The organism is Bradyrhizobium sp. Pa8 (assembly GCF_052588265.1).
Window position 1 is genome coordinate 8,542,467 of the sequence record NZ_CP176767.1, and the last position, 20,544, is coordinate 8,563,010.

At 64.5% G+C, this 20,544-nt stretch carries 19 protein-coding genes; 4 read left to right on the top strand and 15 right to left on the bottom strand.

Translation table 11 applies throughout. The annotated features are described in order from the left end of the window. Window positions 1–96: 96 nt before the first annotated feature. Window positions 97–324, bottom strand: a complete 228-nt coding sequence (locus ACKWRH_RS40525; RefSeq protein ID WP_445218109.1) for an alpha/beta fold hydrolase — start codon at window positions 322–324, stop codon at window positions 97–99. A gap of 445 nt (window positions 325–769) precedes the next feature. Between ACKWRH_RS40525 and ACKWRH_RS40530 the strand changes: the two genes are divergently transcribed. From ACKWRH_RS40530 to ACKWRH_RS40540, 3 genes are all read left to right on the top strand, one after another. After that, window positions 770–1,384, top strand: a complete 615-nt coding sequence (locus ACKWRH_RS40530) for a TetR/AcrR family transcriptional regulator (protein WP_445222561.1) — start codon at window positions 770–772, stop codon at window positions 1,382–1,384. An 81-nt stretch (window positions 1,385–1,465) separates the two neighbouring features. Beyond that, window positions 1,466–2,326 (top strand): DMT family transporter, encoded by an 861-nt coding sequence (locus ACKWRH_RS40535; RefSeq protein WP_445218110.1) that lies wholly within the window; start codon window positions 1,466–1,468, stop codon window positions 2,324–2,326. A 146-nt stretch (window positions 2,327–2,472) separates the two neighbouring features. Further along, window positions 2,473–3,342 carry an alpha/beta fold hydrolase gene (locus tag ACKWRH_RS40540; RefSeq protein WP_445218111.1) on the top strand — a complete coding sequence of 290 codons (870 nt, stop codon included), beginning with the start codon at window positions 2,473–2,475 and terminating at the stop codon, window positions 3,340–3,342. Window positions 3,343–3,657: 315 nt separating this feature from the next. Here the strand turns inward: ACKWRH_RS40540 and ftsH are convergent, their stop codons facing one another. The 10 genes from ftsH to tolQ all read right to left on the bottom strand — a co-directional run bounded on the left by ftsH (window position 3,658) and on the right by tolQ (window position 16,070). Further along, a complete protein-coding gene (gene ftsH, locus ACKWRH_RS40545) occupies window positions 3,658–5,580 on the bottom strand; it encodes an ATP-dependent zinc metalloprotease FtsH (RefSeq protein ID WP_008136887.1) in 1,923 nt (640 codons plus the stop codon). 282 nt (window positions 5,581–5,862) lie between these two features. Further along, the gene (tilS, locus tag ACKWRH_RS40550; RefSeq protein WP_445218112.1) at window positions 5,863–6,921 is read right to left on the bottom strand and encodes a tRNA lysidine(34) synthetase TilS; all 1,059 of its coding nucleotides are present in this window, start codon (window positions 6,919–6,921) and stop codon (window positions 5,863–5,865) included. Between the two features lie 72 nt (window positions 6,922–6,993). Continuing rightward, window positions 6,994–8,013, bottom strand: coding sequence for a tol-pal system protein YbgF (gene ybgF / locus ACKWRH_RS40555; RefSeq protein WP_445218113.1), 1,020 nt, complete (start codon window positions 8,011–8,013; stop codon window positions 6,994–6,996). Window positions 8,014–8,197: 184 nt separating this feature from the next. Next, on the bottom strand, window positions 8,198–8,686 hold the full coding sequence (pal, locus tag ACKWRH_RS40560; RefSeq protein ID WP_028152222.1) for a peptidoglycan-associated lipoprotein Pal: 489 nt from the start codon (window positions 8,684–8,686) through the stop codon (window positions 8,198–8,200). A gap of 290 nt (window positions 8,687–8,976) precedes the next feature. Further along, complete coding sequence (locus ACKWRH_RS40565) at window positions 8,977–9,702, bottom strand: N-acyl amino acid synthase FeeM domain-containing protein (RefSeq protein WP_014492409.1); 726 nt, start codon at window positions 9,700–9,702, stop codon at window positions 8,977–8,979. Window positions 9,703–9,895: 193 nt separating this feature from the next. Further along, on the bottom strand, window positions 9,896–12,229 hold the full coding sequence (locus ACKWRH_RS40570) for a putative bifunctional diguanylate cyclase/phosphodiesterase (RefSeq protein WP_445218114.1): 2,334 nt from the start codon (window positions 12,227–12,229) through the stop codon (window positions 9,896–9,898). Between the two features lie 291 nt (window positions 12,230–12,520). Next, window positions 12,521–13,858, bottom strand: a complete 1,338-nt coding sequence (gene tolB / locus ACKWRH_RS40575) for a Tol-Pal system beta propeller repeat protein TolB (protein WP_445222562.1) — start codon at window positions 13,856–13,858, stop codon at window positions 12,521–12,523. Between the two features lie 41 nt (window positions 13,859–13,899). Further along, window positions 13,900–14,856, bottom strand: a complete 957-nt coding sequence (locus tag ACKWRH_RS40580; protein ID WP_445218115.1) for a protein TolA — start codon at window positions 14,854–14,856, stop codon at window positions 13,900–13,902. A gap of 4 nt (window positions 14,857–14,860) precedes the next feature. Continuing rightward, window positions 14,861–15,310 (bottom strand): protein TolR, encoded by a 450-nt coding sequence (tolR, locus tag ACKWRH_RS40585; RefSeq protein ID WP_028152217.1) that lies wholly within the window; start codon window positions 15,308–15,310, stop codon window positions 14,861–14,863. A gap of 43 nt (window positions 15,311–15,353) precedes the next feature. Next, the gene (gene tolQ / locus ACKWRH_RS40590; RefSeq protein WP_445218116.1) at window positions 15,354–16,070 is read right to left on the bottom strand and encodes a protein TolQ; all 717 of its coding nucleotides are present in this window, start codon (window positions 16,068–16,070) and stop codon (window positions 15,354–15,356) included. A 646-nt stretch (window positions 16,071–16,716) separates the two neighbouring features. Here tolQ and ggt point away from each other — a divergent pair. Continuing rightward, a complete protein-coding gene (gene ggt, locus ACKWRH_RS40595) occupies window positions 16,717–18,453 on the top strand; it encodes a gamma-glutamyltransferase (protein WP_445218117.1) in 1,737 nt (578 codons plus the stop codon). Window positions 18,454–18,574: 121 nt separating this feature from the next. On the opposite strand, the gene ACKWRH_RS40600 is transcribed toward ggt, so the two are convergent. From ACKWRH_RS40600 to ACKWRH_RS40615, 4 genes are all read right to left on the bottom strand, one after another. Further along, on the bottom strand, window positions 18,575–19,285 hold the full coding sequence (locus tag ACKWRH_RS40600) for an SDR family NAD(P)-dependent oxidoreductase (RefSeq protein ID WP_445218118.1): 711 nt from the start codon (window positions 19,283–19,285) through the stop codon (window positions 18,575–18,577). A gap of 25 nt (window positions 19,286–19,310) precedes the next feature. Further along, the gene (locus ACKWRH_RS40605) at window positions 19,311–20,078 is read right to left on the bottom strand and encodes a serine O-acetyltransferase (RefSeq protein ID WP_445218119.1); all 768 of its coding nucleotides are present in this window, start codon (window positions 20,076–20,078) and stop codon (window positions 19,311–19,313) included. 63 nt (window positions 20,079–20,141) lie between these two features. Next, window positions 20,142–20,279 (bottom strand): hypothetical protein, encoded by a 138-nt coding sequence (locus ACKWRH_RS40610; protein WP_445218120.1) that lies wholly within the window; start codon window positions 20,277–20,279, stop codon window positions 20,142–20,144. Continuing rightward, a complete protein-coding gene (locus ACKWRH_RS40615; RefSeq protein WP_445218121.1) occupies window positions 20,276–20,533 on the bottom strand; it encodes a hypothetical protein in 258 nt (85 codons plus the stop codon). The genes ACKWRH_RS40610 and ACKWRH_RS40615 overlap by 4 nt, the downstream gene beginning before the upstream one ends. Between the last annotated feature and the right edge of the window lie 11 nt (window positions 20,534–20,544).

Genomic DNA, 20,544 nt, shown 5'->3' on the forward strand with positions numbered 1-20,544 from the left:
GCTTGGGGGGGTAGAGCGGACTGACTTTGCTCACTCTGCGTTCTTCGCATTTTGACCCGTAGCGGACATTCCCATCGGGACGATGGGAGACCGAAATCACGCCGTTGCTGCCAGATCGCTAGCAACGACCGCCAATATTTCGGCGGCGTGTGAACTCGCGATAAAGTGCCCGCCATCAGCGACTTCGTGCCATACCGCTCCAGGCATCCGCTCACCCAGCGGTTTGTTTACTGCGTAAGGCACAAACGTATCGGCGCTGCCTTGCCACAGATGAACCGGCCGATGGATCGCTGTGACGTCGAATGGCCACTGTTGGTAGAGCATCTGCGCATCGGGTCGGAGTTCTACTACGCGATGGCCCTCAGCAACGATTGCTATCTACATCACATGCGCGGCGGTGGAGGAGAATATTGCTACTCTGGTGGATGTTGCAGCGAAGAGAGGGATCGTCGTCCTCCACGCGACCGCTCGTCTTTTCGAAGGCTGGACGCGGGCCAGTCGCGGCGCGCCGGAAGATGGCATCGACTTGATGCGTGATGCACTGGCAAAGCTCGTCGCAACGGCGCAGAAGGTCGAGCATCCTTACAAGAGATCAATCCTGGCCGAAACCTGTCTGCGGGCGGGTCGGAGGCGGAGGCGGAGGAACAGCTCGACGAGGCACTACGTCTTGAGGGCAATGCAATTCTCGATGAACTGACATGAAGCACAGTGGCTTTCGCCCCGAAGCGGGCACTTGCGATTTAAAGACCGATCGGTCTATATATGGGTCATGAGCCGCCAAACCCCAGTGCAGTCGCCCCGTGGCCGCCCCCGAAGCTTCGATTTGGATGCCGCCGTCGAACGCGCGATGGGGGTGTTCTGGTCGCGCGGCTATCACGGCACGGCGCTACCGGACCTGCTTTGGGCCACAAAACTCTCGCGTGGCAGCCTTTACGCCGCGTTCGGCGACAAGCACTCGCTCTTCCTGCGCGCGCTCGACCGCTACATTGCCGATGCCGTGACACGGATGGATGTCGAGCTCGCCCCCCGCAGGGAGCCGGTCGACGCCTTGCGGGCCTATCTTGCCGGCTATGTCGACCGCACCAGCGGCGCCGCTGGCCGGCGCGGCTGCCTGCTGGTGGCCACGGCCATGGAGCTGGCCGGCCAGGATGCCGAGATTGGTCGTCGCATCGCGAGCTTCTTCAGGGACATGGAGGCCCGCCTAGCCGATGCCCTGTCCCGTGCGAAGGTGGCGGGCAAGCTGGCCGACGGTGTCGATCCCGCGAGTGCTGCCAAAATTCTCGTCTGTTTCGTCGAGGGCCTGCGCGTGGTCGGCAAGACGGCGCCGGCGCGGGCCACATCGCAGGCCACCGCTGACGCTCTGCTCGATCGGTTCGTCAGGTAGCAAGCCAATCAGCAAACCCGGGACGCCTCCGCACTTGGCGCGTCAATATATGGACCGATCGGTCTTGAAAGGAAAGATGCCATGTCTGCCATCCAGATCGTCTGCGCGGTAGCCGTTCCCCTGCTCTGGGGTTATCAGTTCGTGGCCATCAAGGTGGGCGTTGCGGAGTTTCCGCCGCTCTTCTTCCTCGCGCTGCGCTTCCTGGCCATCGCGCTGCTGCTCGTTCCGTTCGTGAAAAGGCCCACGCGCGCGCAGCTCGGCCCCGTCGCAGCCATTTCGATTTTCCTGGGCGGTCTGAACTTCGGGCTGTTCTATGTCGGTCTTGGGCTCGGCTCCGGAAGCATGTCGGCCGTCGCGTATCAACTCGCCACGCCCTTCACCGTCCTGTTGGCCTGGCCGTTGCTTGCCGAGCGGCCATCTCTCATCACGTCCGCCGGCGTGCTGCTTGCATTCGCCGGCGTCGTCGTGCTGGCAGCGGAGCCCGGCCTGTCGGCCAACGGGTTTCCGCTGCTGCTGGTGGTCGGGGCAGCCTTCGCATTCGCGGTATCCAACGTCCTGACGAAACGCTACGGCCCTTTCGATCCCCTGATGCTGATGGGATGGTCGTCGCTGTTCACGGTGCCGCAGGTCATGTTGATGTCGCTGCTGCTCGAATACGGACAATTGGCGAGCCTCGTCACGGCGGATGGACGCGGCTGGCTGGCGCTCGCCTACACGATTTTCATCGGCGGAATTGTCGGGTTCGGCCTCTGGTTCTGGCTGATCGGGCGCTGCTCCATGGGCCGCGTCGCGCCGTTCGGCCTGCTGCTTCCGGTGTTTGCCTTGACGTCGAGCGTGCTGTTCCTTGGCGAGCGCATGACCCCGAAGTTGATCGCCGGCGGGCTGCTCGCGATATCAGGCGTGGCGATGACACAAGTCAGACCGAGCGCGCGACCCATTTGAGCCCGGACGTTGCGTTGTGGCATCGATGTCGTCTGCCCGGCAATGGAGATCACGAGGCTTCACGTCTCGGTGGTGGACCGTGTTGCGACGTGACGCCCCCAACTTGCCGTGCGCTAATATCCGACGGTCGAACAGGAGAGCGTATCATGATGTTTCGCAATCTTCTCGCCGCGCTTCTCGTCACGGTCGCGATCAGCGCGGCACATGCGGCGCCGCAATGGCTGAACCTGCCGCCGACGCCGCCACTGCCCAAGGCGACGCAGAGCGGCTTCGCGCCCGTGAACGGCATCAAGGTCTGGTACGCAACGTTCGGCCGCGGCGAGCCCGTCCTGTTGCTGCATGGCGGCCTCGCCAACGCCGATTATTGGGGCCGCCAGGTCCGCGCGCTGCAACGGCACTATCAGGTCATCGTCATGGACAGCCGCGGGCATGGACGCAGCAGCCGCAATCAGGAGCCCTATGGCTACGATCTGATGGCCTCGGACGTGGTCGCCCTGCTCGATCACCTCAAGATCAAGAAGGCCGCGATCGTCGGCTGGAGCGACGGCGCGATCATCGGCCTCGACATTGCGATGAAGCACCCCGAGCGCGTGAGCAGGCTATTTGCGTTCGCGGCGAACTCGGATCCGTCAGGCGTTGCGGATATTGCGTCGAGCGACGTCTTCAACGCCTACATCGCGAGAGCCGGCGAGGAGTACAAGCGCCTCTCGCCGACCCCGACCGAGTACAAGAGCTTCGTCGCGGAGATTACCAAAATGTGGGAGAGCCAGCCGAAATGGACGGCGTCGGATCTCGCTTCCATCAAGGTCCCGACCTGGATCGTGGACGGCGACCACGACGAGGCGATCAAGCGCGAGAATACCGAGTTCATGGCGGCGAACATTCCGGGCGCCGGCTTGCTGATCCAGCCGGAGGTCAGCCACTTCTCGTTCCTGCAGGATCCTGAGCAGTTCAGCGACGACCTGCTGCATTTTCTGGAGCGTGGCGGTGAGAGGCCGGGAGCAGCGGCGAAGTGAGAAGATCGTAGGGTGGGCAAAGCGACAGCGTGCCCACCACTTCAGTGGCGACGGCCGAGTGACGGTGGGCACGGCGCAAGAGCGCCTTCGCCCATCCTACGGGAGCGGCGCCAAGTCATTGCGAACGCAGCTGCATCAACATCGTCATTGCGAGCGTAGCGAAGCAATCCAGAGTCTTTCCGCGGTGAGATTCTGGATTGCTTCGCTGCGCTCGCAATGACGAGGCAACACTTGCCTCCACCCGCAAAATCACATCGACCAACAAAAAACGCGGCGTTTCCGCCGCGTTTTTCAATTCGATTGGCCGCCTCTCGATTACGCCTGCGGCTGGGGCTCCAAGCCGGGATCCGGATCGGGGCGCGGACGCGACTTGCCGGCCGGGGGCACGGCGGAGGCACGCGGCGTGGTCGGCTCGAGCACCGACTCGCGGTTCGGCTTCTTGCCCTTGAGCAGGTCGACGATCTCGTCACCGGACAGCGTCTCGAACTCGAGCAGGCCCTTGGCGAGGGCTTCGAGGTCGGCACGCTTCTCGGTGAGAATGCGGGTCGCTTCGTTGTAACCTTCTTCCACGAAACGCCGGATCTCGGTGTCGATCTTCTGGACCGTGGCTTCCGACGCATTCTGGGTGCGCGACACCGACATACCCAAGAACACCTCGTCCTGGTTCTCGCCGTAGGAGACAGTGCCAAGCGCCTCCGAGAGGCCCCAGCGCGTCACCATCATGCGGGCCAGACGCGTTGCCTGCTCGATGTCGGAGGATGCACCCGAGGTCACCTTCTCACGGCCGAAGATCAGCTCCTCGGCGACGCGGCCACCCATCATGATGGCGAGGCGCGAGGTCATCTGCTCCAGCGACATCGACAGCTTGTCGCGCTCGGGCAACTGCATGACCATGCCGAGCGCGCGGCCACGCGGAATGATGGTCGCCTTGTGGATCGGATCAGTCGCGACGACGTTGAGGCCGACGATGGCGTGGCCGCCCTCGTGATAGGCCGTCAGCAGCTTCTCTTCCTCGGTCATGACGAGCGACTTGCGCTCGGCGCCCATCATCACCTTGTCCTTGGCCTCTTCGAACTCGGCCTGCGTCACCATCCGCTTGTTGCGGCGGGCGGCGGTCAGGGCGGCTTCGTTGACGAGGTTCATCAGGTCGGCACCCGAAAAACCGGGAGTGCCGCGCGCGATGGTCTTGAGGTTGATATCCGGCGCCAGCGGCACCTTGCGGACGTGAACCTTGAGGATCTGCTCGCGGCCGACGACGTCCGGATTGGGCACCACGACCTGACGGTCGAAGCGGCCCGGACGCAGCAGCGCGGGATCGAGCACGTCGGGACGGTTGGTCGCGGCGATCAGGATCACGCCCTCGTTGGCTTCGAAGCCGTCCATCTCGACCAGCAACTGGTTCAGCGTCTGCTCGCGCTCGTCATTGCCGCCGCCGAGACCGGCGCCACGGTGACGGCCGACCGCGTCGATTTCGTCGATGAAGATGATGCAGGGCGCGTTCTTCTTGGCCTGCTCGAACATGTCACGGACGCGGGAAGCACCGACGCCGACGAACATTTCGACGAAGTCAGAACCCGAGATGGTGAAGAACGGCACGTTGGCTTCGCCCGCGACCGCACGCGCGATCAGGGTCTTACCGGTACCGGGAGGGCCGACCAGCAGCACGCCGCGCGGGATCCGGCCGCCGAGGCGCTGGAACTTGCCGGGGTCGCGGAGGAATTCGACGATCTCCTGCAGGTCCTGCTTGGCTTCGTCGACGCCGGCGACATCCTCGAAGGTGACGCGGCCATGGGCCTCGGTCAGCATCTTGGCGCGCGACTTGCCGAAGCCCATCGCCTTGCCGGCGCCGCCCTGCATCTGCCGCGACAGGAAGATCCAGACGCCGATCAGCGCGATGAAGGGCAGCCAGGAGACCAGCAGCGAGACGAACCACGGCACGTTGTCGCCGGGCGGCTTCGCGGTGATCTGGACCTTGCTGTCATAGAGGCGCTTCACCAGCGTCGGATCGTTCGGCGCATAGGTCTGGAAGCTCGAGCCGTTGGTGAAGGTGCCGTGGATGTCCGGCCCCTGGATCACGACGTCGCGCACATTGCCGCGGTCAACTTCGCTCAAGAGCTGGGAGAAGGCGATGTCCTGCGAGGAGGCGCGCTGACCCGGATTCTGGAAGAGCGTGAACAACGCCAACAGCAGCAAGACAATGATGACCCAGAGGGCGAAATTGCGCAGATTGGCGTTCATCGATCTTCCTTCGTGGTCGCGCGGATCGCGGCCTGATCCTTGGGCGGTAGCAGTTATTTTGTCAGTGCGAGGAAATCCCCAAGGAATCCTCTTGGTTAGACGGATACAATTTAGGTGCCGCCCTGGTCGCTGCCAAGGGAACGAGATGGGACTATTTATCCCATCTTAGAGCGATTCCCGCTGAAATAATGGCGATCCGCCCGGGGTTTTTCCTGCCTGGTTAAGGTGTCCTGACGGCGCGCGGCGGAAACGGCCGGTGTCATGATCCGCCCTCATCCGCCCTCACCGCCCCTTGGACCGCCGGGCCGGCGCCGGTGCGATGTGGATACGCCCCCCGGCAAGGCTGATCAAGGCTCCCGCAAGGGTCTGCTTCAGGACCGGCCGGCCATTTGCGGCTGCGCGGGGGCTTGCGGCTACGGCCTGATCGAGCACCGCCAGGAGGGTCTCGACCTTGCCGAGTTCCGCCGGCCCCTCATGGCCAAGGGCATTGACGGCCCGCAGCAGGAGCCGCAGCCGGACCTCCTCCGGCAGATTGGCGAATGCCGCGGCCTCGAAGCTGCGACCGCCCGCCTGCGGCGCATCGCCGCGCGCCCGAAGCTGAAGGAAGCGTTCGGCGCCATCGACCAGCACGTCGACCGCCGCATTGGCGCGCGCCAGCCTGCCCGCGAGCCGCGCCAGGCTCCTGCTGTCGCCCCCCTCGGCCGCGAGTTGCGGCAGCAGCGCGCGCAGCCGCGGCCGGGTGAAGGCGGTGTCGCGATTAGTGGGATCATCGGCAAAGCCGATCTTCGCCCGCCTCAAGGTCGCGATCAGCTGCGACTTCGGGACATCGAGCAGCGGGCGCACCAGCACCACGCCGTCGCGCTCCGTGAGGCGCGCCATCGCCGCCAGCCCGGCAAGCCCGCTGCCGCGGACAAGGCGCATCAACAGGGTCTCAGCCTGGTCGTCGCGGGTGTGGGCGGTCAGCACATGGCTCGCGCCGGCGTTGCGCGCGGCTTGCGCAAGCAGGCGGTAGCGGGCTTCGCGTGCAGCGGCAGGCAGTCCCGTGTTCGGCTTCGCGCCGCGCCAGCGCAGGGTCCGGTGTGCCAGCCCGAGTTCAGCCGCCAGCCGCTTGACCTCGCGCGCCTCGCGCGCCGCCTCCGGGCGCAGTCCGTGATCGACGGTGACGACGGTCAGCTGCGGACCGCGTGCCAGGCCGCGCTTCCAGCGCGCGGCGAGCCACATCAGCGCGACCGAGTCAGGTCCGCCGGAGACCGCGAGCACCAGCGCCGGCGCGCTTCTGAACTCGGCGAAGAGCTGCTTCGCCGCGCGCGCCGAGATCGGTGAGTTGTCGTCGTCTGACATGACGCTGCCCAGGCAATCACCAGACTATTTAGCGCGGCGCCATCCGCATTGTCAGGGCGCAAATGCCGCGCGTCAGCACTTCACCCGCTTCTGCTCGCGATCGACGGCGGATTTGACGCCGGCGGAGGCGCGCGGATATTTGCGGCCGACCTCGCCAAAGGCGGCGCAGGCGGCCTCTTTCTCCTTCAGCGCAGCCAGCGACTGGCCGAGCCGCAGCAGGGCATCCGGCGCCTTGGCGGATTTGTCGTATTTGGTGGTGACGGCGAGGAAGGCTTCCGCGGAGTCGCGATATTGCTGGCGCTGGAAATAGCTTTCGCCGAGCCAGTATTGCGCATCGCCAAGCAGCGGATCGCTCGGATATTTTTGCGCAAAATTCTTCATGGTCTGCTCGGCAAGCGCATAGTCCTTGCGCTGCATGTAGCCGATGCCGAGGTCGAACTCGTCGCGCGGCGTTGCCGAAGGCGGCAGGGTCGTCAGGCCGGCGCCCCCGGCCGGCCCCTGCTGGGCCGGCGGATAGCCAGGCTGGGCTGCCGGCGGCACGCCTTGCTGGTAGCGCGGGCTGGTGTTGGCGAGATCGAGCGGCTCGCCGGCAGCGCGCCCGCCGGGCGCGCCTGCCGCCATCGGCTGCTGCCCGCCACCGAGCGCGCGCGGCGCGCCGGGCGCATTCGGGTTCTGGTTCGGATCGAAGGAATCACCGCGGCGGCGCACGCCGGGCGCCCCGGGCGCCGGCTGCTCCTGAACGATCGGCGCGGGAGCAGCGATCTGCGGCTGCTCGTAATTCGGCTGAGCCTGTTGCTGCTGGCGATAGGCCGGCGCGGACTGCGCAGGCGGGACGGCTGCGACAGAGGGCTGGACCGGCACCTGTCCGGGCGCGGCTTGCGCGCCACCTTCAAGCGCCCGCAGCCGCTCCTCGAGCTGGCGGTTGCGATATTGCAGCTCCTCGTTCTGGCCGGTGAGCTGGCGCAGCTGGTTCTCCAGCCGCTCGATCCGCATCTCGGGGTCGTCGTCCGACTGCGCCAGTGCGGGCGAGCACAAAGAGAACAGCGCGGCGATCGCCACGGTGCCGGTAAAGACCTTGGATCTGGATGACATCTTGCCCTGACGACGAAAACGAAATCTGCGACGGAACATGCGACGCGCCACACATTGAAAGGCAGTACGCCAAAAATGTGACTGGCACCACGGGGTTTCGGTCACAGATGGCTGAAACAAAACCGGCGCCCGAGAGGGCGCCGGCATATTCGGTTCCTGAAGATGAACGGCGCCTGACTGATCGTCAGGAGCTCGCGTTCAGCACGGTGACGGCGCGACGGTTCTGCGACCAGCAGGAGATATCGTTACAGACGGCGACCGGCCGCTCCTTGCCGTAGGAGATCGTGCGCATGCGGTTCGGATCGATGCCGCGCGAGGCGAGGAACGAACGCACCGACTGGGCGCGGCGGGCGCCGAGTGCGATGTTGTACTCGCGGGTGCCGCGCTCGTCGGCATGCCCCTCGATGGTGAAGCTGTACTGCCGATAGTTCTGGAGCCACTGCGCCTGCTTCTCCAGGGTCACGATCGCCTGCGGCGTCAGATCGGTCTGGTCGCTCTCGAAGAACACGCGGTCGCCCACGTTAACGACGAAATCCTGCTGGCTGCCAGGCGTCGCAGCATTGGCCATCGCATCCGTCGCTGCGTTCTTGTTCGCGCACGCGCCCATCGACAGCGCGATTGCAACCACCGCAGCCAGCTTCAATCCCTGGAGGATACGCATAGGGTATTTCATTCCGGAGCCTCCACGCTCACGTTCGTCCACTGCTGTCCGGTCTACAGGGGGTTGGTTAAGCGAACGTTCCGTCAACCTTGATGGAACCTTGCTTCAGCCGGTCAAATGCCCCCAAACCGCGAAAAGCAACCGTCATGGTTAATGGGTTCTAAATGTGGCGCGAGGGTGAAGGCAAGCTGCGGCGACGGCAAAAACGCCGGTCTTTGCTGGAATTTTGGGCTCGAACGATGATGAGGGTGAACGGAGCCTAGGCCGAAAGCGCGGCGGCTCGAGGCGGTGACGGCCGGCAATCAGACGTGAACGGCTTCCGGCACCAGTGACGACCGCTGCGGGATCTCGCGCTGCCCGCCGCGCCCGAACAGCATTCGCCGCTCGAAGGCGGTGGAGCGCATGATCGGATAGCGCTCGAACACCTTCTTGCGGAAGGTCGGGAAATCCGCCGCCATCAGCCCGAACGGCTTGGTGAGACCCGGAACCAGGCGGGGCTCGGCGATCGTCTCGTGCAGGAACACCCGCCGGTAGAAGGCCTGATGCTCGGGACGCACGATGGCGAGGCCGAGATCGGCATTGAAGTGCTCGCACGCCATGTAGGCGAGCCGGGTCGTCAGATAGGGCAATTCCGGGACCCGCTTCACCTGATCGGGATCGGCGACAAAGCGGGTCGGGTCGATCATGACCTCGCCGCGATCGAGCCGCGGCAGCAGGATGTCGGGGAAGACGTCGGCCGAGGTGGACTCGCGCCATTCCGAGGTCAGCACGCTGATGCGCACGGAGCTGCAGAGCTGGCCGCGAAGATAGACGCCGAAGGTCCACGCGTTCGGCAGCTCGTCGTAGCGGTCGGTGACCCGGGCTTCCGCGGATTCCCTGACGGCACCCTCGCGCAAATAGGCGCGGTAGCGGAGGTTGTAGATTTGCTCCTTCTCCGCGTCCGTCTCCGCGAGATGATAGTCGACGTCGGTCAGAAGCTCCGCTCCCCGTCCAACAGCCGAAATGACAGATCTGGCTGAGGACTGCATTCGAACTCCTTACCCACCAACTACAACACGCGAGCCCGGGGCATTTGCCGCTGAACAACTTACGCGCGCGTGACGATTTATTAACACCTCCTTAACGACGATGCAAAGCAATCGACGCGATAGGGTTAACCTCCGTAGCACTACGGTAGGTTCAGCAACGGCCTGAAACGACTTGCAATTTCTGGATGTGGACTCAGGCGAAGGAGCGTGAGCCGACGACCTGGAGCAGGCTCTCGCCGCGCCGCCCATGCGAGGCGTTGAGGAGCTGGCGCATCCGCACGGCGGGCACCGGACGGCTGAACAGATAGCCTTGCGCCTCGGAGACGGTGCCGTCGGCGCTGATCAGCTCGAGCTGCTCGTTGGTCTCGATGCCCTCGACCACGACCGCCATGCCGAGGTCGGCCGACAGCCGCGCCACGCCGCGCAGCAACGTCAGCGGCCGGTCGGTGTCGATGCCCTCGAGGAAGGAGCGGTCGATCTTCACCTTCTGCATCGGGAAATTGTGCAGATAGCTGAGGCTGGAATAGCCGGTGCCGAAATCGTCGAGCGAGATGCGCACGCCGAGCGCATGCAGTTGCGACAGCGTGTCGTGGGTGAGCTGGGTGTTACGAAGCAGCGAGGATTCCGTGATCTCGATCTCCAGCCGGTGGGCCGGCAGCCCCGAGACCTCGAGGGCGTAGCGGATTTCGCTGAGCACGTCGCGCTGGTGGAATTGCTGCGGCGAGAAGTTGACGGCGACGCTGACGCCGTCGGGCCACTTCATGCATTCCATGCAGGCGCGGCGCAGGATCCAGCGGCCGAGATCGACGATCAGCCCCATGTCTTCGGCGACCGGGATGATGTCGACCGGCGAGACCGTGCCGCGCACCGGATGATTCCAGCGCAGCAGCGCCTCGCAGGTGGTGATCTTGCCGGACTTCAGATTGACCAGCGGCTGGTAGAACAGCTCGAACTCCTCGTTGGCCAGCGCCTTGCGCAGGTCGAGCTCGAGGATGCGGCGGGCCTCGACGGTGGCCGCCATCTCGTCGCGGAAGAAGCAGAAGGTGCCGCGGCCGTCGGCCTTGGCGCGGTAAAGCGCCATGTCGGCGTTCTTGAGCAGCGTGTCGGCCCTGACGTCGCCGTCCGGCGAGGTCAGCGCGATGCCGACGCTGGCGCCGATCTCGACCAGATGATTGTCGATGCGGTAGCGCTCGCTCAGGCGTTCGACGATGCGGCGGGCGAGGCTCGCGGCATCCTCGGGCGAGCTGATGTTCTGCTGGAACACCACGAACTCGTCGCCGCCGAAGCGGGCGACGAAATCCTCAGGCCGCAGCATCTCGCGCAGGCGGTTGGCGACCGCGCACAGGAGCTGGTCACCGCAGGGATGGCCGAGCGTGTCGTTGACCTGCTTGAACTGGTCGAGATCGACGAACAGCAGCGCCGAGAGGCGCTCGGCGTCGTGCGAGATCGCCAGCAACCGTTCGATCTCGTCGCGGAACGAGACCCGGTTGGGCAGCGCCGTGAGCTCGTCATAGCGGGCGAGATGGGTGATCCGGGCTTCCGCGTTGGTACGCTCGGTGATGTCTTCCAGCAGCAGCACCGTGCCGCCGCCGGTCATCGGCTGGAACGTCCAGGCGAGCGCGCGGCCGCGCGAGGAATCCGGATCGGCGGTGGCGATCTCGCAGATCCGCGCATGCTCGATCTCGGCCAGGATCTGCTTGCCGCTCTCGACCGAGATGGAGCCGGCGGCGACGCAGGCCGACACGATGTCGGCAGCGGTGGCGCCACGCTTGACCAGATCTTCGGGCAACGCCATCAGCTCGCCGAAGCGATGGTTCATCACCGCAAGGCGGCCGTCGGCGCGAAACATGCACAGGCCATGCGGCATGTTGTTGAGCGCGGTGTCGAACTGGCTTGCCAGCGCGGACTCACGAAAGCTCGAGGTCAGTGCCTTGACGAAGATCGCATGCAGGCTGAGATTGATGTTCTTCAGCCCGACGAAGAAGAACACGAGCAGGACGGCGAGCCCGATGTGGTAGAAGCCGCCATGCAGCAGCAGCGCGAGCGACATCGGTGCGCAGGCGAGCGCGACGTGCCACTGGATCACCCGGGGCTGGCCGTAATTGCGGGCGGCGCCGCCCGCGGTGTAGCCGATGCCGATGGCGACACAGAGCATGTCGGCAATCGGATCGTCGTTGTTATAGATGACGACAAAGGACCACAGGCCGAGCACCGCCGCATAGCTGAGCGCGCCGAGCCAGTAGCGCGGCTCCAGGTGCTTGGCTTCCTCGAATGACAGCGGGTGCGTACGGTTTTCGTATCCGCGCATCTGGAACGCGCGCGCGGTGCCGATGGCGATCAGCAGAAATGCGAGCGGCCACAGCCAGACATCGCCGGTCTTCAGCGCAGTCATGACCGCGGCCACGGCCGCGGAGGCCGAGCCCAGGAATATCGCCCAGAAATTCTGCACCATAGAGTTGATGAGAGCGGCGTAGAGTATCGGCTCCAGCTCGTCTCGATCGCTCTGCTTCTGGTCGGCCAGTTGCATAGGCTTGTTACGCGTCCTGTTTGGCGCGTACTTTTACCCAGACCTGATGAAGCCTTTCTGAGGGAACATCGTTAAAGTCGAGTTGTTTTTCGGCAATAGCGAACATGTTTCCGCTGAAATATCAAGCAACTAGGCAAGCGTTGCCGGGCACAAGGTGAAGGAAAGCTTGCGTCCTGCACCAAACCCCGAAAAAATCGGCATGCTTTTTCGGAAACATCGCGCGTCTGAACGCGCAATGTCTTAGCCCCGATGTTTCATCGCGAACCTGTATCCACTTCGCTCGCAAGCGCTCTAGCCGGGTGTCGAGGACAGCAGCGGCGACCATGCCGGGTCGGAGGCGAAGCCCGGCGTCGGCACCTTGAGCTCGTTGCGGCCGGAGATGTCGACGGAGAACAGCGACGGGCCGCCGCTGCCGCCGGGATCGCGGAAGAACATCAGCACGCGGCCGTTCGGCGAGAAGGTCGGGCCTTCGTTGTGATAGCCCGAGGTGAGCAGCCGCTCGCCGGAGCCGTCCGGCTTCATGACGCCGATCGAGAACTGCCCGCCGCCTTGCCTGGTGAAGGCGATGTAATCGCCGCGCGGCGACCACACCGGGGTCGAATAGGTGGCGTTGGTGTCGTCCTTGGAGAAGGAGATGCGCTGCGCCTGTCCGCCGCCCGCGGCCATCACATAGATCTGCGACCTGCCGCCGCGATCGGATTCGAAGCAGATGCGGGTGCCGTCCGGTGAGTAAGACGGAGAGGTGTCGATCGCCGGCGTATCGGTGAGGCGCGTGGTCGAGCGCGAGCGCAGATCCATCACGAACAAGTTCGAATTGCCGCCCTGCTGCAGGCTCATGATGACGCGCTGGCCGTCGGGCGAGAAGCGCGGCGCGAAGGTCATGCCGGGGAAATTGCCGACGATCTCGCGCTGGCCGGTCTCGATGTTGAAGAGATAGACCTTCGGATCGCCCTGGCCGAACTCCATATAGGTGATCTCTTGCGAGTTCGGCGAGAAGCGCGGCGTCAGCACGAGATCGGAGCCGCGGGTCAGATAGCGCACATTGGCGCCGTCCTGGTCCATCATCGCGAGCCGCTTGACGCGGCGCTCCTTCGCGCCGGTCTCGTCCACGAACACGACGCGGCTGTCGAAATAGCCTTTTTCGCCGGTCATCCGCTCGTAGATCTGGTCGGAGATGATGTGGGCGATGCGGCGCCAATATTCCGGCGAGGTGAAATATTGCTGTCCCGCAAGCTGCTGGCCGGAGACCACGTCCCACAGGCGGAATTCCGCCTTGAGCCTTCCGTCCTGCTGTCGCGTCATGCGGCCGGTGACGAGGGCCTGCGCGTTGATGGTCTTCCAGTTCTGGAATTGCGGCGCGACGTCGATGTTGCTGATGCGCTCGATGAAGGCGGCCTGGTCGATCGGCGCGAACAGGCCCGAGCGCTTCAGATTGTTGGTGATGACCTGCGTGACGCCGTTGCCGACGTCGCTGTCGGACGGCGAGCCCGGCACGAAGTTCGTGATCGCGATCGGGACCGGCTGGAATGCGTTAGGGTCGATGCGGAGCCGATCCTGGGCGAAGGCGCGTCCGCCCCCGAGCATCGCGAGCCCCGATCCGGTCAGGGTCATAAAACGGCGGCGGTTCATCGAGCTCACGTCATTCATCGCAAAAATCTTTTGTTCTGATGTCACAACATATCTTTCAGGCCGAAAGTCATCGGGATGAGCTTCCAGCTCTCGTACTGCTGCTTCGGCATGAACGAGTAGACCTGACACTGCACGATGGCGCGCTTGGCGCTCTCCGCCACCGCCTGGGCAATCGACCGCGACGGTCCGCGCACCGCGACGACGATGGGCTCGGACGCGAGCGATCCGTCGATCTTCATGGGAATGTCGATGTCGGCCTCGTACTGGTCGGCATCCTGCCCGTTATAGGTCGGCGTGAAGCAGCGCTTGACCGCGCCCTGGAAAGCGCCGCGCCAGGTCGCGACATTGGCAACGGCCGTGCCGGTCGTCGATCCCAGCGAAGCCGACGCATTCAGCGCCGTTCCAGTGAGCTCGTGCCGGGTCGCGGCGCGCTTGTCGAGGTCGCGCTGGATCTGCGCGGGATCGAAGCTGCGCTCCTTGGGCTTCGGTTGCTGCTGCGGCTGCACCGCCGCGACCTTCTGCTCGACTGGCTTCGGCGGAGGCTTCTTGGTCTCCAGCTTCTTCTGGAGCTCGGCGATCGGATCTTCTTTGGCCGGATCAGGCTTCTTTTCCTGCGGCTTCGGCTCTTCTTTGGGCTTGGCCTCGGCAACGGGCTTGGGCGGCTCGGGCTTCTTCTCGACCGGCTTCTCGACGGGTTTCGGCGGCGGCTCGGGCGTCGAGTTGGTCTTGATCAGCTCTTTCTTCTCGGTGACCTTGCCGACCGCATCTTCCTCGGGCTTGGCCTCGGCGATCTTCTCGACCTTGGGCTTCGGCTCTTCCTTCTTGCCGGTCTTCTGCCCCGACATCATCTGCGCAAGCTGATCGGTGGAGATGATGTCGATCGGAAGCGACTCTTCCGCGACAAAGGCCTTGCTGCTAAAGGTGACCAGTCCCCATCCAAGCACGAGGACGTGGAGGGCAATCGACGCAACGAGTGTCTTGTCGACGTTCACCTTCACCGGTTTACCCCTGATCCGCCTCGGTCACGAGCGCCAGCTTCTTGAAGCCCGCGCCGGACAACAGGCCCATGACCTTGGCCACCGTTCCGTAATCCGCCTTCTTGTCGGCGCGCAGATAGATGCGCTCCTCGAGCCCGCCGCGCGCATCCGTGATCGCCTTCAGCTTCGGGATCAACTCGTTGATCGCGATCTCGGCGTCGTTGATGAACACCTTGCCCTTGATGTCGACCGACATCTGGATCGGCTTCTGATCGTTGTTTTCGAGGCTCTTGGCCTGGGTCTGCGGCAGGTCGAGCGGCACACCGACCGTCAACATCGGCGCCGACACCATGAAGATGATGAGCAGCACCAGCATCACGTCGACCATCGGCGTAACGTTGATCTCCGCCACGACCGGCTTGCGCCGGCCGCGGCGTCCGCCGCCTCCGGACGAGCTCGCTACGTTCATCGCCATGATCGAGTGCCCAAATTGCCCCTCACACTATACATGCCGTCCGTCAGCCCCGCTCGTCGATCTGACGCGACAGGATGGCTGAAAATTCATCGGCGAAACCTTCGAGCCGCTGGGCCTGCCGGTTCACCTCGGAAGTGAACTTATTGTAGAAAATAGTGGCAGGAATGGCGGCGATAAGGCCGACGGCGGTCGCAAACAACGCTTCGGCGATGCCGGGCGCCACCACCGCCAGGGAGGTATTTTTCGACGCCGCGATCGACTGGAAGCTCGACATGATGCCCCAGACCGTGCCGAACAGGCCGACGAAGGGGCCGGCGGAGCCGACGGTGGCGAGCACCAGCAGCCGGCGTTCCAGCCGCTCGACCTCACGCGCGATCGAGACGTTCATCACCTTGTCGATGCGCATCTGAAGGCCCGCGACCGAGCGGGCGTGGCTCTCGAACGAGCGCTTCCACTCGCGCATGGCGGCGACGAAGCAGGCCGCCATGGAATGCGTCGGCTTGGCCGAGAGCTGGCGATAGAGCTCCTCGATCGACTCGCCGGACCAGAAGGCCTGCTCGAACCGGTCCATCGAGCGCCGCGTGCGCGCGTAAAGAAAGATCTTGTCGATCGCGATGGCCCAGACCCAGACCGAGCAGGCGAGAAGCCCCAGCATCACCGCTTTCACGATCCAGTGAGCCTGCCAGAACAGCGCAATCAGCGACACGTCCGCGGAAGCGGCAACCGGAAGGGCTGACTGAGCCACGTCGGCCGGATTCATAAGCAGTATCCTCTCAAGGCGATCATGACCTGACCTCTCCGGCCAGCAAATGGCTGCCGGTTCCCCAACAGCCGCGCTAGCACCGGCGCGGCCGGCAAGCCCGCTCAAAGCCTTGTCTTTCTGGGGTGCAGGGGCTCGTCCAAAGCCGGCCGTCTGCATTCCCTGCCAAGATGTCAAAACTATGGGCCTTGAGCACGGCTCCGGGCACGACTGTCCGCAATTACCAGAGCCCGCCGATGGTTAACGTGCGGTTACCACGGCCGAATTTGGCTGCCGGAAAGGTAGGCAGCGCAGGCGGTTGCCCGCTTTGCCGCGGGACATGGCGGCGACGGATCGGAGCCGGGTGCCACCGGCGAGGTCGGTTCCCTCCCCCTTGCGGGGGAGGGCTAGGGAGAGGGGTCCACACGAGGATTCCCTCCTCGACCAAGAAATCGGACGCCCTCAACGAAGACCGTTTCCTGGGCACCCCTCTCCCCCGCCCTCCCCCGCAGGGGGGGAGGGAGCGCAGAGTGCATCTTGGCGGGCATCCGACGTCTTACATCGTTCATTCGATCACTGGTCGATTTGCCCGCCAGATTCCGCCTGATAGGCTGCTCGCATCAACCAACAAGGGCCGGGACAGCCGGCCTCGACAAGGGAGCAAGCCGTGCAAAATGCGGGAACACACCTGCGATGGATCGCCGCCGCGATCGTATCGGTCAGCCTCGTCACGTTCGGCGCCGCGCGCGCGGCGTCGGTCGCGCCGGTCGCCGCGCAAAACGGCATGGTGGTGTCCGCGCAGCATCTGGCGACCCAGGTGGGTGTCGATGTGCTGAAGCGCGGCGGCAATGCCGTCGATGCCGCCGTGGCCGTCGGTTATGCCTTGGCCGTCGTCTATCCGGCCGCCGGCAATCTCGGTGGTGGCGGCTTCATGACGATCCAGCTCGCCGACGGCCGCAAGACCTTCCTCGATTTCCGCGAGACCGCGCCCAAGGCAGCGACGGCCAATATGTATCTCGACAAGGATGGCAACGTCATCAAGGGCATCTCGACCAAGGGGCATCTGGCTGTAGGTGTGCCAGGCTCCGTCTCGGGCATGGAATATGCGCGCGAAAAATACGGCACCATGAAGCGCGCCGACCTGCTCGCTCCCGCGATCCAGCTCGCCGAACAGGGATTTGTGCTCGACCAGGGCGACATCGACCTGCTGCGAACGGCAACCGACGATTTCAAGGACGATCCGGCATCGAGCGCCATCTTCCTCAACAACGGCCAGCCGTTCGGCGTCGGCGATCGACTGCAGCAATCCGAACTGGCGAAAACCCTGCGCGAGATCAGCAGCAAGGGCACCGACGGCTTCTATAAAGGCTGGGTCGGCAGCGCCATCGTGGCATCGAGCCAGGCCGGCAAGGGCCTGCTGACGCAGGACGACCTCGACGGCTACAAGACGCGCGAGCTCGCACCTGTCGAATGCGACTATCGCGGCTATCACGTGATTTCCGCGCCGCCACCGAGTTCGGGCGGCGTCGTCATCTGCGAGATCCTGAATATCCTGGAGGGCTATCCTCTGAAGGAGCTGGGCTACCACTCCGCGCAGGCCGTGCACGTGCAGATCGAGGCCATGCGGCATGCTTACGTGGACCGCAACAGCTATCTCGGCGATCCGGATTTCGTGAAGAATCCGCTCGACCGCCTCCTCGACAAGAATTACGCGACCAAGATCCGCGCCGTGATCGATCCGAACAAGGCCGGGATCTCCAAGGACATCAAGCCGGGCGTCGCGCCGCACGAGGGCAGCAACACCACGCACTATTCAATCGCGGACAAGGACGGCAACGCGGTATCGGTGACGTACACGCTGAACGATTGGTTCGGCGCCAAGGTAACGGCGGCCAAGACCGGCGTGCTGCTGAACGACGAAATGGACGACTTCACGGCCAAGGTCGGGGTGCCGAACCTGTATGGCCTGGTGCAGGGTGAGGCCAACGCTATTGCTCCCGGCAAGCGTCCACTGTCCTCGATGAGCCCGACCATCGTCACCAAGGACGGCAAGACGGTCATGGTGGTGGGCACGCCCGGCGGCAGCCGCATCATCACGGCGGTCCTGCAGACCATGATCAATGCGATCGACTACGGCATGAACGCGCAGGAGGCCGTCGACATGCCGCGCATCCACCAGCAATGGCTGCCCGACCTGACCAACGTCGAGAACTATGCGCTGTCACCGGACACGCAGAAGATTCTCGAAGGGATGGGGCACAAATTCGGGCCGCCGCAACCGGCGAACCATCTCGCGGTCATCATCGTCGGCGCGCCGTCACTGAACGGCGAGCAAGTCGGCAATAACCGCTACTACGGTGCGAACGATCCACGCCGCAACAGTGGGCTGGCGGCGGGGTATTGAGAGAACGCGTAGGGTGGGCAAAGGCGCGAAGCGCCGTGCCCACCGCTTCTGTAGAACTGGTCGAGGTGGGCACGCTTCGCTTTGCCCACCCTACGGCAGCTCTGCTCGGCAGTCGCGCCCCTCACCACTTCTCCTTCGAGGTCCGCACATCGAGCTCGAACGACCAGGCGCGTTCGGGCTGGCGATAGAGGAAGGCGAAGGCATCGACGATGCCATCGATGTCGATCAGGCTGTCCTCGCGGCCGGCCGCATCCGGGAACCTCGAAAATATCTTGTCGCCGGCGATCGCACCGTCGACCACGACATGGCCGACATGGATGCCATCGCTCGCGTATTCCTTGGCCATCGCCTGCGCCAGCGTGCGCAGCCCGGCCTTGGATGAGTTGAAGGCGCCGTAGCCGGAGCGTCCGCGCAGCGAGGCACTGGCGCCGGTGAACAGCAGCGTGCCGGTTTTCTTCGGCACCATGCGCCGCACCGCCTCGCGGCCGAACAGGAAGCCGCCGAAGCAGACCACGCGCCAGGCATTCTCGAAATAGTCGGCCTCCATCTCGATGATCTTGCCGGGCGTGTTGTTGCCGGCGTTGTAGATGGCGAGGTCGAGGTTTTCGCCGGCGGCATCGAACAGCGCGACGATGTCCTCCTCCTTGGTCGCATCAGCAACGAAGGGCACGGCTGCGCCGCCCGCCTTCGTGATGTCGTCGACAACGGCCTGCAAGGCAGACAGTGTCCGGCCCGCGACGATCACCCTGAGCCCATCGGCCGCAAAACGCTTGCAAAGCCGGGCCCCGAGCCCGCGCTCCGGTCCAACGCCGATCACGATTGCCGTCTTCATTGCAACTCTCCGAAGGTTGATAGGGTCAGGCCGCCGAGGCGGGCTCGGGGCAATTGGTCAATCGCGCGGGATTGCCGATCGCGGTGCAGCCAGCGGGCACGTCACCGGTCACAACAGCGCCGGCGCCGATCTTTGCGAAATCGCCGATATTGATGTCACCGAGAATGGTCGCGCCGCCGCCGATGTAGACGCCGCGGCCGATGCGCGGCGAGCGCGTCGGCAATTCACCGCGACGGCCGATGCTGACGTTCTGGAGGATGGTGACCTCGTCGCCGATCACCACATTCGCACCAATCACGATGCCGGTGGCGTGGTCGAGATAGACGTACGATCCAATGGATGCGGCCGGATGAATGCTGATCTGCAGCAGGTTGGACGCCTCGTTCTGAAACAGCAGCGCCGCGTCGCGATGGTCATGACGCCAGAGCCAGTTCGAGACGCGCCAGGCTTGCAGCGCGACATAGCCCTTGTAGTGCAGCAGCGGCGGCAGCAGGTCGGCGATGGCGGGATCGCGCCGTGCGATGGCCTGCAAATCTCGGCTGGCGGTTTCGATCAGGTCTGGCTCGCCTTGAAAAGCGTCGCGGGAATAGGACGTGAAGCGCGCGCGCCCGGTGGGGCCGCTGCCGAGCCGCTGCCCGATCAAATCGGCCAAGGCGGCGGCAAAATCATCATGAGCGAGAATGGCACGCGCAAGGGCCATGCCGAACACGGGGTCGGCGTCAGCCGCGCGCTGCGCCTCGCTGCGGACCTGTTGCCAGAGGCCGTCGCTCGCCGTGATCGCAGCTTCCGCCATTGTCGCCTCCGGTCCGCCCACTCTTGTGAAGGCGAATATAGGCGGTCCGGGTCGGGGCGCCAGTCACGCCGCCGGGACGCGCTTGCTTTCGCCCTCAAGACCGGGCGGGGCCCGCTTGCGCAGGCTGAGCGCATAGAGCCAGCCGCCTGCCGCGATCAGGATGGGCAGGACGAAGAGCGCGAAATCGCGGAGCAGGATCATGGGGCGATACTCCCCTTTGCAAAAGAGACCGCGCGGCCGAGTGCGAACGAGGCGAACCAATAGAGATAAAGGCTGAGAAAGAACCGCCAGGATTCGCCGAGCTGCCACTGCGGATAGAGCTGGACTTCCGTCGGCCATCCATTGAGGAACGCGATCGCCACCGGCACGGTGTTTCCGAACCGGTCGAACAGCGCCGAGGCGCCCTCGAGAAGCGCGATACTATGGCTGGTCTCTTTGCGTTCGGCGTTGATCATGGTCGTACCCG